Raw genomic sequence first — 16,793 nt, 5'->3', positions numbered from 1 at the left:
CCTGTTGGGTTGTGTGTGGTCTGCGGTGATTGGGATATTGAACCCTTGATGAGACAGCAGTCGGTAGCGAATCGGCAGGTCTCGATATCAACAGAGAAGCGTTGATATCTGAAACTGTTTCTCGTGCCTCAACCGTTGTTAGGCGTTGGCAGGACTTGCCAATCCGATAAGATGGAGTCTCCGTCGCTAGATGGGTGAGTGGTTGTGGAAAGCTCCGGAACGATTTTTTGTTCCGTAACTTGCTTTGTCACGTGTTGTGCAAGGTTTTGCCAATCCTGGAACTGCTTTGATTGCACACCGTGACGAGCGGATGCTATAAATTTCAAAGTGACCACATTCGCTTGGGAAGCAGCAACCTCGTTGCTCCGGCGAGTGAATGTCAGCCTCAAGAACAATTGCCGGGTGTCATGGGCTGAAAGAGGATTGGATCGATTTATCTTTTACTTCCACTCTGTTCGAGTTTCGTGGTTGTATTTGGCTTGCTTTGTCTGAAGCGAGCGCAAGATCGGGGAGCCTCTTTTTGGACTTCGATGATCTTGGTCTGTTGGGCCGCTGCGTGCGTGTTTCCCGTTTTGTGTTTGATGGGAGGAACGAGTCAGTCAGCCACCTTGCTTTGGCAACCTGCGATTGTCGGTGGGTTGTTTCTCGCCGGTCAACTGTTCACCTTTCTCGCGGTGTCACGCGGTGATGTCTCCATTGTTGCGCCTGTTTTGGGTGTGAAAATACTCATCGTGCCAGCGGCTTCCCATTTTGTAGTGGACGAGCAGGCGCCAGCTCGCATTTGGATTGCGGCCGCAGTGGCAGTGATTGGGATCGGGTTCGTACAAGTTCGCGATGCAAACATCCAACGATCCCGAGTGTTGGCATCGGTGATCTACTCTTTGCTTGCTGCCGGCGTGATGACGATGTTTGATTTGTTAATACAGCGTTGGGCTCCTCGCTGGGGGGCTGGCTATTTCTTGCCACTGACGTTTTCCTTTTCAGCCCTCTTTTCGCTCGCCTTTTTGCCACTTGCTGATCGACCCAGGAAACTTTTGCAATTGGGTTTGATGCCATTGTTGGCATTTGGTGCGTTACTGATGGCGGTGCAAGCCATCGGCATGACTCTGACGCTGGGTGTGTTTGGTGATGCGACACGCGTCAATATCATGTACTCGATGCGTGGTGTGTGGGGGGTCTTATTCGCTTGGGTAGTGGCGTTGCAATTCAACCCGTCGGGTTTGCAGCCGAATCGTCGTACGATGTTCATGCGGCTGATTGGAGCTTTGCTGTTGGCTGGCGCAGTGGTGATTTCGGTGACCTAAATGAGCACTATGCGGCAGAACGGATGAAATCGATCGTGATGCGAAGGGGGATTCGGCAAGACACTGGCAGCTCAACGTTGAGTTGAACATTGTCTTTGCACATCGAATCTTTGACACGATGTCGATCGTTGCGAATTGCCGGTGGCAAGCTTAGTCGGTTTGCGGCTGTTCGAAACGAACCTTGTCGTTGCCGATGAGTTGCACGAGGTTGGGTAAATCGTAAACAGTCAGTGCGCCATGGACTGCGTTTTCGAGGCTGCCGGTTGGAATCTCTTGTTCCAGGATGGAAGCCCATTCCCTGGGGACATTGCGTAGCGTGACGGATGTAAACAGTTGCGGCTGCAAGGCGGCTGCGTGTAACGCAATGATGCCAGCCTGTCCAACGCCGACCAGATGCACCTCGCGAGGATCGTTTCTGGGCTTTTCATAGTACGCAACAAAATCGGCGGCTGCCAATGCGTCTTCGACCCTCATTCCTAGCAGGGGCTTGCCCAGCAAGTAGGCGAGATAGTACGTCTTCCAGTCCGTGAGTAAGGGATCGCGTTTTGGACTTCCCGTCTCACCTTGACCGCGCAAGTCAACGGTAATCACGACATGCCCTTCTTCCATCAGGTCCGCAATCGGGCCGTTGGGATGAATGTCTCCGATCTTTCCGTCGTCGTGCAAATAAAGATAGGCGTCATCCGAGGGGCCGGCTGGGTGCAAGGTTAGACCTGCTAAAGTGGCGCCGGTATCGGTGCGCAAGACAAGCTTGTCAATGTGATAGGTTTCACGTGGGACCCGACCGATATCCTCAACTACCGGTGGTTTCATCTCGGAGGCATCCCGCACCTTAATCAGCTGCCGAATCTTTGTTTTCATCGCATCGGGAGCAGTTGTCTTCCACATTTCTTCTCGCTGGACCTTCAGCTCTTGCTCGTGTAGGGCGTTCAATTCGAATACGGATTGTTCGTTGGGGAAAGTGGTTAGGATTTGTCCCGTGTCAGTACACCAGAGGTCGCGAGCAGGACGCACGGCCAGTTCGGTCGCCGCGACGGGTTGGTCGGTAGCTAACAGCCACCGTTTCATCCAATGCGTGATGGTGGCTAAGTTTTGAGGGGCGACGCCATGTTTGCCGGCGATCTCGACTAAGTCCACACGTTCGGGAAAGCCCAGTTGTCCATAGATGCGTTTGGCCTGACGGAAGTTCGCCCAACTTCCCTGGATGTCGAAGAAGTCATCGGTGTTTGAGCTGATCAGAGTTGGGCGTGGTGCGCGCATGATCAAGTAATCTGGGTGATCGAGTCCGAATGCGAGTTGTCCAAAAATGTTTTGTTCGGCATCCTGAGGCCCAATCGTTTCAATCAATCGACGAAACGTTGTTAGATAACAAGCCGGGGCCGCACAAGCGACCCGATCGTCCAATGCCATCACATAGCTGGTCAATGTCCCGCCTCCCGAACACCCCGTGAAGCCAATTCGATTAGCGTCCACCTCGGCGCGACTGGCGAGATAATCAATGGATCGCATCGCATCCCAAACTCGATATCGGGCCGTATTACGACCCACGAGAGTCGAACCAACTCCCATCAGGAAATGTTCGGTTGTGGTGCTGCCGAACTTGGGTTCGCCTTCGGAATCGAGAATCTGCGAACGTTCGCCCTGTCCGATTGGGTCATAACAAAGTGCGGCCATGCCGTGTTTGGCCATCATGATGCCAAAACGCTGGTTATAATCAGCTGTCTTACCGGTGCGACTGTGACCACTCGAAACCACGATGCCAGGTACCGGGCCACTTTGAGAAGGCAGGTATAGATTGGCGGTAATATGGTGGTGGGGTACACTCGTGAAGATTACATTTTCAATTCGATAGCCGTCAGCTTCGATGCTGCGAACGGTGCGTGCATTGAGGCTGGTGCGTTCCGGAAAACCGCCCAGTTGCTCAAGCAGGAAGGATTTCAGCTTTTGTTGGTGTGCGCGGATCTGTGCCGATGATTTCAGTTGTTCGAAGGCCGCGTCACGACGATCAAGTAATGCATAAGCCTTTTGCTGAAGTTGCCCATATAGGGCAGCACTTTGCCGCTCATCGTCACTCAGACAAGTCAAGTTATCGGCGTGCACCTTTCCATAACAGGCGGAGCTAACGACGAGCAAAAACAAGAAAACCTGTCTCATGGAATTTCTCCGAAAAGACGCAGGAATTAATTTCGTTTGAACTTGATGCATCGAAGATCTATCGACCGATCGATGCTTGATACAGACTCCAATATCATATCCCATGCTTGTCATGCCGTCGTCTGTGCAACGGTGGGATGAAAATTTTTTAGGGGCGATTTGATCCGCATGGCTAGGCGATGAGAGAAATCGCTTCATCGATCGTTGCCTTACATGCCTTGATAGATGCTTGGCTCGATCTTGCCCAAATCGACCGTGTCTGCTCGGAAGGCCATCGCGAACGATCTTGTCCTTTCGATGCGCTAGGAGTCAAGCTGATTGGTCGCGAAGTACAAAGCGTCGCAAATCACAGCCTGAGAGACTAAACTTAAATGCTGCGAACCGACTTTTTACTTTATCATTCTTCAGTGAGATCACCGAATGAAAAGCCTGAAACCCAGGATCCGCTTTCTCATCTTCGCGGTTTTGCCAAATCTACTGCTGACAGCCGTCGTTGCGAATAGTTCGTACGGCGCGAGGCCGAACGTCATCATCGTGATGGCAGACGACTTAGGTTTTGGTGATGTGTCTCCGACCAATCCAGAATGCAAGATCAAGACGCCCCATCTGCAGATGCTGGCAGATGAGGGGCTAACCTTTTTGGACGCTCATACGCCAAGTTCGGTTTGTACACCGACGCGTTACGGGCTGCTGACGGGACGCTACAACTGGCGTTCCCGTCTTTCCAGAGGTGTACTCAGTGGGACGAGTTCCCACTTGATTCCGCAGAGCCGCCCGACGTTAGGTCATCTCATGGGGAAAGCAGGTTACCATACTGCCATGATTGGCAAATGGCATCTGGGTTGGGATTGGCAGAAGGACGGAAATCAGATTGATTTTACCGCGCCCGTCAAGAACGGGCCCGATATCAATGGTTTTCAACAGTACTACGCGCATTGTGGATCGTTGGACATGCCGCCTTATGTTTGGGTTGATACCGGCCGGATTACCTCTAAGCCGGATCGCGTCGAAGGCGTCACTCGCAAACAGGATCGGTACGGCTGGTATCGCAAAGGGCCGATTGGAGGGGACTTCAACATTCCGGAAGTTTTACCTCATCTTTTTGGTAAATCCATTGATTATGTGAAATCGCGAACCGGAGCGGCGAAAGAAGGTCAGCCATTCTTTCTCTATTTGGCGTTGCCAGCGCCGCATACGCCGATCGTTCCCGTTCCGCCTTTTAAGGATGCCAGTGGACTGAATCCTTATGCCGATTTCGTGATGCAAATGGATCACCACCTAGGTGAGTTACTTGCGACGATTGATGAGGCTGGCCTTGAAGATCAGACGCTGGTGATTTTTACCAGTGACAACGGCTGCTCGCCCGAAGCAAACTTTCCCCTACTCGAAAAGAATGGCCATCGGCCCAGCAGTCTTTATCGTGGACACAAGGCTGACATTTATGAAGGTGGCCATCGAGTCCCATTCATTGTGCGTTGGCCGGATCAAATCAAAGGGGGACGTCGAACCAATGCGTTGGCATGCTTGACCGACGTGTATTCGACGTTGGAAAGAATTACGGAGCAAGAAAGGCAGGCGGTAGGTGGTGAAGATGGCTACGACCTGACTCCTGTGTTCAACGGTGCGGCGACCTCTGAGAGGGGAACGCTGATCAGTCATTCAATCGGTGGTTCATTCGCGATCCGACAGGGACCTTGGAAGTTGTGCCTGTGCGGTGGCAGCGGTGGATGGAGTGCTCCCCGAGAGGCCGTAGCGAAAAAGCAAGGATTACCATCGATGCAACTCTACAATTTGGATCAAGATCCAGGCGAAACCAAGAATCTGGTGCTCGAAGAAGTTGATCAGGTGCGCACGTTGTTATTGCTTTTGGATGAGCAAGTTCGCAAAGGCCGTTGTACACCGGGGCAACCGATCAAAAACGATCGGGACGTCGAGTTCTTGGCGACGGGTGTCAGTTTGCCGCAGTAATCGACGAACGGACTTCAGCGACTGCTCCATGAGTTCTATTGAAGGAACCGATTGTGAATCTCGACTTTCGCCGTGCACTGCTCATTTTTTTCATCAGCATGCTGCCAACAGCCAAACTGGCCGCGGACAGTAGGTCTTTACCTAACATCGTGGTGATTCTGACCGACGATCAAGGCTACGCAGATATCAGTTTGAACGAACATCATGCTGCTGAGGTTTCAACGCCGAATATGGACGCACTCGCCAAGCAAGGGGTGCTTTTTACGCAAGCTTATACGAGCGGTCATGTCTGTTCGCCGACGCGAGCCGGATTAATGATCGGAGGCTATTCACAACGCGTGGGGGTCTATACGGCAGGTGACGGTGGGCGCGGCTTTGATCCAAGCAAAAAAATCTTTCCGGCATTTCTTCCAGACGAATATATTTCGTCAGCGATTGGAAAATGGCATCTCGGTTTGGATGATGATTATCCCCGACTCAAGTGGCATGCAATGAATCGTGGTTTCGATGAGTGCTACAAATTTATGGGGCGTGGAGGGCATAGTTATTTCGATCTTCGCAGTGACGGTGCTGCCAAATTTTCTCACCCCATTTATCGTAATAAGCAGCGCATTGACGACGAAGGTTATCTGACGACGCGGCTAACCGAGGAAGCGGTCGCGTTTATTGATCGGAATAAAGAACGCCCGTTTTTTCTCTATCTGGCGTACAACGCTGTCCACGCGCCGGCTGAGGCTCCTCAAGCTGACATTGATGCGGTTCGAGCCGAATTTTCACAACTCAGTGAGAGGCGGACGATCTTGATGGCGATGTTGAAGCACCTGGATGATGGTGTCGGTCAGGTCGTGGACAAGCTGCAGCAGGAAGAACTGTTCGATAATACGTTGCTCTTTTTTCTGACCGACAACGGTGGTGCGAAGGGCATGAGTGCCGACAACTCACCGTTGCGAGGTTTTAAATCCAGCCTTGATGAAGGTGGTATTCGGACGCCATTGATTGTAAGTTGGCCCCAACGGTTTGCAGGCAAACGATCGATTGACGCGCCGGTGATTTCGTTCGACATTTTACCGACGGTCCTAGACGCTACCGATGGTCTTCCAACGGAGCACGAATTTGATGGGAAAAGCCTGCTTCCACTCCTGGCAAATCAGACGTCAAGACATCATGAGACTTTGTTTTGGAGCAAGGGAAAAGAAGATGAATGGGCTGTTCGTCAGGGTGACTGGAAGCTCCATCACCGTCGTGGAAAGTTGGAGCTGATCAATTTGGGAAAAGACCCAACGGAGACGACGGACCTTGCGGATCGTGAACCGCGGCGGGTTCGCGAGTTGAGAACCGCTTTTGATGCTTGGATCGATCAAATGGTCGATCCTATTACTGGCGGTCAAAAGCGAATCGATTCTGGCGATGTCGAAACCCAACCATCTGTTTCCGAACGTAGCTTGCGACGTAAGCGTCTACGCGCTGAACGGCAAGAAAAGCGAAGACAGTCTAAGTCGAAAAAGGAATCGAAGTAGTCGGTCTGGCAAGATGTTGGGGGCGTAAGAGACGCTTGTCTTAGACAAGATCCGACCGTGCGGAAACATGTGCTCGATGGATCGGTTCACGCGAGATTTGGGATTTGATGCGGTGCTCATCTAACGCTTTCGAAAGTGAATCATCAGCAGGTCGTTGATGAGAGGAAAAGAAGAATGGATCGAACGAAGCGATGCCTTTTTGTCCCTTCTCGCCTCTGTTTCGGCACAATGATCTGGCTCGCTACTGCTCCGTTGTTGGCGGGGCAACTGGAGGTGATGCCAAAGGGTGGCGAAAAAGTGGTATTTGAAACCCTTCTCCAGCAGTCTCGTCGCCACTATCAACAACGAAAAGTAGAGGTCAAAGCGGCCTTGGCTTCACCTACAACGGCAGGTCGCCGACAGCGGCAGTTGTTGCGTGATTTTCGGCGAATTATCGGCGAATTGCCTCAGCGAAAAAATGCTTTGAACGCAAGGACGACTGGGGTGATTGAATGTAACGGCTATAAGATTGAGAAGGTTGTGTATGAGAGTCGACCAAACCATCATGTAACCGCGAATCTTTACCTTCCTACAAAAGGCAAGGGACCCTTTCCCGGTGTCGCTGTGGCGTGTGGACACAGTGCGAATGGCAAGGCTTATGAGTCCTACCAGAAAGTTTGTACATTGTTGGCGCTGAATGGTTTTGTAACGCTGATCTATGATCCAATCTGTCAAGGGGAACGGCATCAATTAGTTGATGCTCCCCGTCACGGAACGACGACCCATGCGATGTTGAATGCTGGCTCTCTGTTGGTTGGGCGAAGCATCGTCGGGTACGAGGCCTGGGATGGGATTCGCAGCATCGATTATCTGCTCAGTCGTCATGAGGTTGATCAGGAGAAACCAATTGGCCTGACAGGAACTTCGGGCGGGGGTACGCAGACAAATTTTTTGATGGCGTTAGATCCCCGAGTCGGACCGGCAGCTCCATCCTGTTACGTTATGCGGAAGCAGCGAAAGTATGAAACGATCGGTCCTGCCGATGGCTGTCAGCACCTACCTAGCGAAGTAGCGCTGGGTATTGACCACATCGATTATTACTGGATGCGTGCACCGAAGCCAACACTGACGTTGGCGGCTCAGCAGGACTTTTTTGACTACGAATCGACGAAGGATGCGGCGACGGAAGCAGCTTCACTCTACACGGTTCTTGGTCAACCCGAACGAACCGCCTTGTTTTCCCATGGTGGCGAGCACGGTTTTCTTGAGCCCCATCGTGAAGCGGTTGTTGGTTGGATGAAGCGATGGCTGAATGATGACACCAAGCAGGTTCGTGAACCGGCCATGCAGCTTCAGCCGGAGCGATCGCTTCAAGTGACTAGCACAGGCCAAGTGGCTACCGCCTTCAAACAAGCAGATACAGTGGCAAAGATGAACTTAGCTCGGGCGCGAGAGTTGTCCGATCAAAGACGACGGTTCTGGGGAGATCGGGATCCGGCAGATTGTCTTGCCGAGGTTGCGCGCCAGATCGGTTTGACTCAGGCGTCCGAAGAAAAAACAATCCAGCTGAAAGAAACGATTGATCGTGATAAGTATCGCATCGAAAAACTGCTGATTCGTCAAAGAAATATGGTTCCGCTTCCGGGCTTGCTGTTTTTACCAAACGATAAAAGTAGGAAATGTCCTGCGGTCATCATCGTTGACTCGGTCGGGAAAACGAATGCTGCAGCAGTCGGAGGAGACAATGAAAAGCTTGTGCAGGCCGGTTGGGTTGTCTTGGCGCTTGACATCGCAGGGGTGGGGGAAACTGCAGATCAAGGAAGTAAAGCCAAGTACTACAATAGCGAACATCGTATTGCGAATCTCGCGTTTCACATTGGTCGACCGCTCCTCGGACAACGGGTTGATCAGATTCTAGCTGCGGCAAGTAGCCTCTCGGAATTTCATGATTTTGAATCGGTTCACCTCATTGGTCGAGGGAAGACGGGGCCGGTGGTCTTGCACGCCGCCGCCCTCGATCGGCGATTTGCTTCCGTGGCCGTCAATGACTCAATTGAGTCCTGGGTAGAAGATGTTGTCGCGAAACCGTTGACTCGAGATTTATTGGGATACGTGGTTCCGGGCGCACTTTTGAAGTACGACCTGCCAGACTTGATTGAAGTGATTGCTCCACGAGACGTCATTCTTTCAGCAGAGAAGTAAGCGATTCTCATCGGACGAGCCGTTCTGCTGGATTGGGAGCTCTGCTGGGGTTGTGACGGAAATAATATTCCCAAATCATGTAGATGTAGATTTGCGCCACGTGAATAGCCTGGGGGGCTGTTATGATCTTCGGCATTCGATCTCGCATGGCATCCTGATTGAGTTTGCAAGCCCAACTATTGAATAGCGGTAGTGACGCTGACTTTGGATGAATCGCATTTGTCGGCTCTGCCAAGATTGGGGTTTTTGCAGGCGAATGACTAGGATGAATCGAATGGCGCTATTCGTCTTCCGATCGCTATGTTTCAAAAATTGACTTGATGCATTGTTCTTAAGATTTGACCAACGCCTGACAGAATCCTACATTTGTCGGTCATGATGCCAGTAGGCCGTCGGTCGAGCGTTCCCGTGACGAAAATAACGATTCGTTTGCGAGAATACAGTGTTGTTTTTGGCAGGGACGATTCGGATTGCAGAATTGCGGCTCCAAAAGTGTCTGTTGATTTTCTAGTTAGTCTGATGAGTTTGGAATGGGCGAAGCGAGAATAGTCACTTGCCCAATCAAAGTTTTGCAGAGCAATCGAAAAAAATGACAGTGCAAAATTCCGATCGTGAAGTGGTTGTGATTGGTGGTGGGCCTTCTGGACTGACGGCTGCTAGTAAGTTAACAGATCGAGGGATACAAACTACAGTGTTGGAGAAAGCCGCCATTGTTGGTGGTATTTCTCGAACCGAATCTTACCGTGGTTTCTCCTTCGACATGGGAGGTCATCGATTCTTTACAAAGTCTCGAGATGTCCAAAAGTTTTGGGAAAAAGTGTTGGTTGACGACTTCATTGAACGGGATCGACTGTCGAGGATTTTTTATCGTCGCCGTTTTTTTTACTACCCGCTTAAGCCGTTCAACACGTTTGTCAGTCTCGGGCCGATCGAGAGTTTTCTGATTCTCCTTAGCTATTTTCGTTGGCAACTGTTTCCTTACCGAATCGAAGACACGTTCGAACAATGGGTGACGAACCGGTTTGGTAAGCGGCTTTTTGAAACATTCTTTAAGACCTATACGGAAAAAGTTTGGGGTATTCCCTGTACGGAATTGAAGGCTGAGTGGGCTGCTCAGCGTATTAAGGGTTTGTCCTTGCGGACTGCTGTTTTGAACATGTTCCGCAAGCCCGACAAGTCGATCAAGACGCTGATCGATAGATTTCATTACCCGCGCCTGGGGCCCGGTATGATGTGGCGAGCGGTGGCGACATCCATTAAGGATCAGGGTAATCATGTGCGAATGAACTCTGATGTGGTTCGTATCGTGCGCGATGGAAATAAGGTGAAACAAGTGATCATTGCTTGCGACGGTCAAGAGGAAGCAGTTGAGGGAACAGATTTTATTTCGAGTATGCCGTTGACGGAACTGGTGCGAAAACTTGATCCTCCCGCACCGGATCATGTGCTTGCGGCGGCAGGTGAATTGAGTTATCGGGACTTTTTGACAGTTTGTTTAATTGTTAACCGAGCTGAATTGTTTCAAGACAATTGGATCTACATTCATGACCCGGGGGTCAAGGTTGGTCGCATCCAAAACTACAAGAACTGGAGTCCGGACATGGTGCCGAACTCGGAGCAGAGTAGTTTGGGACTCGAGTATTTCTGCAATGAAGGCGATGAGGTCTGGACGATGGCCGATGAGGATCTCATCGAATTGGGTAAACGCGAAATGGACCAATTAGGTTTAATTGATTATTCTGACGTCGAGGACGGATGCGTTTTCCGTGTGCAGAAATCTTATCCTGTTTACGATTCTGACTATCGCGTACATCTGTCTGTACTACGCGAGTACGTTGATGGGCTTGAAAATCTACAGACTGTCGGACGTAATGGATTACACCGTTACAATAATCAAGATCACGCGATGTTGACCGGTATGCTCGCCGTAGAGAATCTGTTGATGGGGCGAGACCACGATCTGTGGGCTGTGAACACGGAACAAGAGTATCACGAAGAGATTTCAGAAGCAGAAGAGAAAGTATCGGTATAGTATGGAAAAGAATCTGCGATGAAGAGTGAGCATGGACAGTTCTTGATCTTGGACAAGATCGCAAGAAGGGATGGAATCCTTACCGCTGCAATGCTATCTCCGAAATGGTAAATCGTTTGCAAGGCATCTCTGGGATTCGTTTTTGTTAAGAACCAAGTTGTTGCCATTGAGTTGGGTAACTGTGACACGTGAAAGTGAGCGTTTTTGCGATTTCAATAATGATTTTCTGGCCTCATGGTTCTGGGGGAATGCTGTTCACATAAAACACACTGACTGGTCACAGTGCGGGTTCACAGAAAAGTGATGTGCCCAACGATGCGAGTTATTTGTCAGGTGAATGAAAGGAACAGTTGAGCGGAAGTATGGGGACCAAAAACGCGATTTTATGATTGCGATTTGATTCCCTACTTGGTGTCAAACTTTCGGCACCTGATCGCTTGTATTGGGTTTCAATATGCGGGATATTTCAAATGACCGAATCGATCGCGCGAGCTTTCGAGATGTCTTCAGCAACGGGATCTGGGCGTTGCGTCTGGCCTGGTCGGCTTCGCCATCGATTGTAGCAATCACACTGTTTGTCGGTTTGCTTCGCAGTTTGGTGCCAGTCGTGATGATCGTCTGCGTGCGAGGTTTGGTGAACGACTTCCAGGCCGGAGTCGATGTAAGCGGCAGCATGCACTGGCTGATGCTGTTGCCGATTGTGATTTTTGGCGGCGCTATGGCGAGCAATCTTGGGACCTACGTCGCGGTTCGACTTCGCGATGAAATGGACCTAGCGATCAATCTAGGGTTATTTGCTCAAGCGTCTAGACTGGATTTGTCATTTTTCGAGGATCCAGCTAACCAAGACATGATGAGTCGCGCTCGAGAAAATTCAGCGCATCATTGTGAATTATTGGTCAATGATGCAAGCGAATTCTTGCGGAATGGATTTCAGCTCATCTTTTTGTCGGGTCTCGTATTTGCGATGGATCCGATCACTGCGATTGTCTTGGCGGGGCTTGCGATCCCTTTTGCTATCTCGCAATTTCGGATGTCGATTCTTCGTTATCTGTACCATCATCGACGCGCCACCAAGGTGAGATGGAATGCTTATTTTATCAGTAAGCTCATGAACCACATCTGGATTCCAGAGGTGAAGTCATACAATTTGTCGCCGCTGTTCATTCGGCGCTTTCGGGAGATTTCGCAGGCATTCTGTGATGAGAATCGACGTTTTCAAGGTCGTTTTTTCGTTATTGAATCTGTCTTTGCTGCGATCTTCACCATCGCCCTCGCCGCTTTGGGATACCATGTGATTTCACAAGCGATCGCAGGCAAGATTGCACCGGGTAATGTGGCGGCCTTAATGTTAGCAGCGGAGCGGTTGTACACGACAGTCAGTCAGCAGATTCGTGTATTTAGTCGTCTTGTGAATAGTAGTTTGCTTGTGTCCAACCTGCAAAAATTTCAAAATGCGAAGCCGACCTTCCCAAAGCAAGGGGGCCTTACCCTTGCAAATCCAGAGGGTGCAATCGATTTTCGGGAAGTGTCGTTTGCTTATCCCGGATGTGAGATGCCCATTTTGCATAGCGTTTCTCTTTCCATTGAACCGGGCGAAGTTGTTGCCATCGTCGGCCAAAACGGCGCGGGTAAAACAACGCTTATAAAGCTGCTATCCGGACTGTATTCGCCCAATTCGGGGGCGATTTATTTTGATGGTCATGATGTTGAAGAGCTATCGGAGCGATGTCTGCAGACGAATATCGCTTCCGTGATGCAGTCTTTTGCGCAATACGAGGGCACGGCGGCGGAAAATATCGCATTCGGTGACTGGAAGCATTTATTAGATGATCAGGCGGCAGTTCGAGAGATTGCTGAGCGTGTAGGTGTCCATGAAATGATCGAGTCACTGCCTCATGGGTACGATACGGTGCTGGGACGCACTTTCGGTGAGGTAACCCTTTCCGGTGGACAGTGGCAGATGTTAGCCATCGCGCGCGCACTCGCAAGCAAAGCGAAAGTTGTCGTGCTCGATGAGCCTACTTCAGCATTAGATCCGAAGACTGAATACGAAATGTTCGGACGTTTTCGGCAACTGGTTGAAGGTCGTACTGCCATAATTATCTCGCATCGGTTTTCTACAGTACGCATGGCTGATCGAATTCTGGTCTTGGATGAAGGACGCGTGGTCGAAAATGGGTCGCATGCAGAATTAATCAGCTCCGCTGGGGTTTACGCTCAACTCTATGAGCTTCATCAGCAAATACTTGATGGCTCCAACGTCTAGCGGCGAGTACACCAATCCATGTAAAGTCGTGTAAGGTGATCGTTCCACAGAGGGATTGGTTGGTTATTTAAGTGGTGTGGAGGGCTCCATCATAAAGCGGTCTCAGTATGAGCCGAAGATTTGATTTAAAAGGTTAGTGACGAAAGTTGTCTCGATACCATGTACAAGAGATTCTTGTTTAGTGCCAGTATTGTTCTTGTCGGAATGGCGCTCGTGTTTGCGCCACCGATAGTTGAAAAGGTTTGGCTTGGACGGCCGCTGTTCTGGTTGTCTCGTGACCGTCTTTGGTTTTTGGTGCTTGCTGCAGTTCTAAGCAGTCTCTCTCTGTTCGTCTACGGAAGGCACACATCAGGTAGTTTGTTTCATGATTTGAAACAATCAATTCAGCTATTTCCACGACGGACTGCGACCGCATTTGGTCTTGCAGTGAGTCTCCTGATTTTGCTTGTGATTGATGCTGGGTTTGGGATTCTTCTGCAGATAAGTGCTCCAGCAGACCAGCATTACACGGGGGCTGACCGGCAGCGTTTCTATGAGAATGATCCCGTCGTCGGCTACAAACCTCGGGCTGGTTGTACGGTGGGCTCGCAGAAATCTAAGGGGTTGCAGCCGATCTACGATGTGACCTATCGCATCGGTGAGGACGGGTATCGGATCACGCCAGAAAGTCAGCCGGAGGGTGAGCCCGTCGTTCTGTTTTTTGGCGGCTCATTCACCTTCGGCGAAGGGGTGAATGACGATGAAACTCTTCCAAATCAATTTTGTTTGGCGGCTGGTGGTGCCCGTGTTGTCAATGCTGGTTTTTGTGGGTACGGACCACAGCAAATGTTGGCCTCGCTAGAAAACGGTAGGTGGGACTCGTTCCTCCAAGGACGCGACATCATCGCTATTTATGTGTTCATTGACGATCATGTGAGGCGTGCCATAGGGAGCATGTACGTGGTCAGTCGCTGGGGATCACAAATGCCATGTTACCAACTCGAATCTAATGGTCATGTAATTCGCGCTAAATCCTTTTTGGCCGAACGACGCATTCTTTGCGGTTTGTATGGATTGGTAGCGACAAGTAATGCGTTGCGTTATTTGGATGTTGATCTTCCACACCGAATTAAGCCGGAATATTTTGCATTGACCGCTCAAATTATCGAGCAGTCGTCACGGCTCTTGGCTGCCAAATCGGCAAGCAGCCGGATGTTTGTCGTGCTCTATCCTGACTCCACAACGGGAACGACGGTTGCCCGCTACTTGCGGGACGAGTCGATTGAAATAGTCGATTTCTCCGACTTGTTCTCGGGTGATCGTGACACCTACGTTATTCCGTTCGACGGTCATCCAAACTCCATTGCAAATCAACGACTAGGATTTGCTTTAGCAAAAAGGATTTTGCCGTGAAGAAACTGCTGCATCAGAGATCCGAGGTATGGACGGGAGTCGTTCGTAATGCAGGCAGCATCGCGAGAACTACTCATGAGGGAAGCGACTGATTGACGGGTAACTAAAAGAGTCACCTTAGGAAAGCCATGAAATTGATCAACACGACTGAATCTTCTGATGCGGCAGCGTCTGCGGTTCAAGTGGCGAATCACACCGCCAAAGGCGCGCGATTCCAATGGCTGCCTGAGCTGTTGGTAATTATGATTGTCGTATTTGGAATACAGTTTGCGCTCGGTGGCTATTCGAGAGACATCGCAACGCACCCGGATGAAGCTGCTCACTTTGTAACCGGTACGCTGGTTTATGACTATTGCACCATGTCTCTTGGTTCATCACCTCTCGCGTTTGCGGAGGAATACTATGTCCGTTACCCGAAGGTGGCATTTGGACATTGGCCCCCGGCTTTTTACGGCTTACAGACTATTTGGTTTATGATTGCGGGGGTCTCTAAGACGAGCATCACGATTTTGATGGGGCTGATCTCTAGTTTAGTCGTGTTGGTTCTTTGTCACCGAATTCGCCAAAATCATGGGTGGGGAATTACCCTGTTGACTATAGTCGTGTTTCTTGGTCAACCGCTGGTCCGCACCAATACAGTTGTGGTGATGTCGGATATGACCTTCACTCTGTTCGCATTCTTGGCGGTGTTTGCATTCAGTGATTTCATTGCAACCGAAAAGAATAGTCATCTTGTGTTTTGCGTGATTTGGTCCGTGCTCGCGATGTGGACCAAACCTGTCGGCCTGAGCTTGATTCTCTTTCTGCCGCTGTACGTTCTAGTAAGTCGCCAAATTGCCGTTTTGTTTAATTGGAAAATTTTGGTCGCAATTGCCTGTATCAGTCTCCTTACGATACCTTATTACGTGGAAACCATGAATCAAGGGCTCGGCACCCATGGGCAATCTGATCTGGTGGAATCGGCGACCAAATCGGTGTTATTGAAACCGCGTAATCACGCCTCTGATACTTTTAATAAAGTTGTTTCCGTTGCGATTGGCGTGGTCGCATTCATTGGTGCAGTGCCCCTGTCGCGGCGGTTTCGGCGCGTGGCTGCAGAAGACGAGTACTCAGCTGATTTGGCGGTTGCCATCAGTTGGTGCGGTGCGACGTTGATCTTCTTGTTCTTTGTACCGATCGTCTCCGAAATGCGTTATTTGCTACCTGTTCTGACGGGGGGGATGGTTTTGTATGCGAACGGTCTTAAGCTCATTTTGGGTAAATTTAAACGTGCCGCTGGCTGGGGGGTTGTTGCTGGAGTTGTGGGAGTGAGTGTCTTGTTCGCACCGGGACGTGACCTGAGAATTGTTTCAGGATATGCTGCTGCAGCAGCATATGTTCCCAATGTAGGATCAGGGTATGTCACGTTGGTAAGTTCCGATGAGGTTGGAGAGGGAGCGTTTATCTCAGAGTTAAAGATCCGCGATCAAGAACTCACTGAGTATGTGCTTCGATCAAGCAAGGTTTTGGGGGAAAGTAGTTGGAGTGGTCTTAAGTACCGGCCAATATTCACGACGAATGATGCACTGCTGGAATACATAGATTCGATTCCCGTCCATTTCATTCTGCTCGATGACTGTGATTACCGATGGGATACTCCGCTTCACCACGAATTGCTCGAAACACTTGTCTCCAAAAGACCCGACCAATTCTCACTGATTGCGACTTTTCCGGTTCAATTTGATGGAGTTCAAAAGGCGAAGAGTATCCGAATCTACGAAAATCTGGCTGCGAGAGGCAAACGTGTAAGTGGATTTGAGGTCGATATGCGATCGAAGATTGGTCGAAAGATCAAAATTGGAAACGATTCTCGAATTCCCACAACTCGGGAAGATTCCACTCCTCAGGAAACTGTGGATTGATGATGCTTTTGTTGGATTCTGCATGATAGATATGCTTCGTAAATTATTTGCAGTCCATCGCACGGCGGTTTGACC

9 protein-coding genes are annotated in these 16,793 nt (G+C 50.2%); 8 read left to right on the top strand and 1 reads right to left on the bottom strand.

Features of this window, described 5'->3' with window-relative positions:
• Positions 1-530 precede the first annotated feature (530 nt).
• Complete coding sequence (locus P8N76_07900) at positions 531-1,304, top strand: hypothetical protein (GenBank protein ID MDG2381582.1); 774 nt, start codon at positions 531-533, stop codon at positions 1,302-1,304.
• A gap of 150 nt (positions 1,305-1,454) precedes the next feature.
• On the opposite strand, the gene P8N76_07895 is transcribed toward P8N76_07900, so the two are convergent.
• A complete protein-coding gene (locus P8N76_07895) occupies positions 1,455-3,458 on the bottom strand; it encodes an acetylxylan esterase (GenBank protein MDG2381581.1) in 2,004 nt (667 codons plus the stop codon).
• A gap of 420 nt (positions 3,459-3,878) precedes the next feature.
• Between P8N76_07895 and P8N76_07890 the strand changes: the two genes are divergently transcribed.
• From P8N76_07890 to P8N76_07860, 7 genes are all read left to right on the top strand, one after another.
• Positions 3,879-5,426, top strand: coding sequence for an arylsulfatase (locus tag P8N76_07890; GenBank protein MDG2381580.1), 1,548 nt, complete (start codon positions 3,879-3,881; stop codon positions 5,424-5,426).
• Positions 5,427-5,479: 53 nt separating this feature from the next.
• The gene (locus P8N76_07885) at positions 5,480-6,943 is read left to right on the top strand and encodes a sulfatase-like hydrolase/transferase (protein MDG2381579.1); all 1,464 of its coding nucleotides are present in this window, start codon (positions 5,480-5,482) and stop codon (positions 6,941-6,943) included.
• Between the two features lie 174 nt (positions 6,944-7,117).
• Positions 7,118-9,124 (top strand): hypothetical protein, encoded by a 2,007-nt coding sequence (locus P8N76_07880; GenBank protein ID MDG2381578.1) that lies wholly within the window; start codon positions 7,118-7,120, stop codon positions 9,122-9,124.
• A gap of 553 nt (positions 9,125-9,677) precedes the next feature.
• Complete coding sequence (locus P8N76_07875) at positions 9,678-11,156, top strand: NAD(P)/FAD-dependent oxidoreductase (GenBank protein ID MDG2381577.1); 1,479 nt, start codon at positions 9,678-9,680, stop codon at positions 11,154-11,156.
• Positions 11,157-11,610: 454 nt separating this feature from the next.
• Positions 11,611-13,425 carry an ABC transporter ATP-binding protein gene (locus P8N76_07870; protein ID MDG2381576.1) on the top strand — a complete coding sequence of 605 codons (1,815 nt, stop codon included), beginning with the start codon at positions 11,611-11,613 and terminating at the stop codon, positions 13,423-13,425.
• A gap of 159 nt (positions 13,426-13,584) precedes the next feature.
• Complete coding sequence (locus P8N76_07865) at positions 13,585-14,817, top strand: hypothetical protein (GenBank protein ID MDG2381575.1); 1,233 nt, start codon at positions 13,585-13,587, stop codon at positions 14,815-14,817.
• A 128-nt stretch (positions 14,818-14,945) separates the two neighbouring features.
• Positions 14,946-16,718: a glycosyltransferase family 39 protein gene (locus P8N76_07860; GenBank protein ID MDG2381574.1), complete on the top strand. Its 1,773-nt coding sequence runs from the start codon at positions 14,946-14,948 to the stop codon at positions 16,716-16,718.
• The last annotated feature ends 75 nt before the right edge of the window (positions 16,719-16,793 follow it).

The sequence above is a fragment of the Pirellulaceae bacterium genome (assembly GCA_029243025.1).
Classification (GTDB): domain Bacteria; phylum Planctomycetota; class Planctomycetia; order Pirellulales; family Pirellulaceae.
The sequence above is the reverse complement of the archived record's forward strand: the minus strand, read 5'-3'. Positions and strand labels throughout refer to the sequence as shown.

Coding starts and splice junctions, on each gene's coding strand:
- P8N76_07900 (MDG2381582.1), top strand. CDS start 531: ATGATCTTGGTCTGTTGGGCCGCTGCGTGCGTGTTTCCCGTTTTGTGT.
- P8N76_07895 (MDG2381581.1), bottom strand. CDS start 3,458: ATGAGACAGGTTTTCTTGTTTTTGCTCGTCGTTAGCTCCGCCTGTTAT.
- P8N76_07890 (MDG2381580.1), top strand. CDS start 3,879: ATGAAAAGCCTGAAACCCAGGATCCGCTTTCTCATCTTCGCGGTTTTG.
- P8N76_07880 (MDG2381578.1), top strand. CDS start 7,118: ATGGATCGAACGAAGCGATGCCTTTTTGTCCCTTCTCGCCTCTGTTTC.
- P8N76_07870 (MDG2381576.1), top strand. CDS start 11,611: ATGCGGGATATTTCAAATGACCGAATCGATCGCGCGAGCTTTCGAGAT.
- P8N76_07865 (MDG2381575.1), top strand. CDS start 13,585: ATGTACAAGAGATTCTTGTTTAGTGCCAGTATTGTTCTTGTCGGAATG.
- P8N76_07860 (MDG2381574.1), top strand. CDS start 14,946: ATGAAATTGATCAACACGACTGAATCTTCTGATGCGGCAGCGTCTGCG.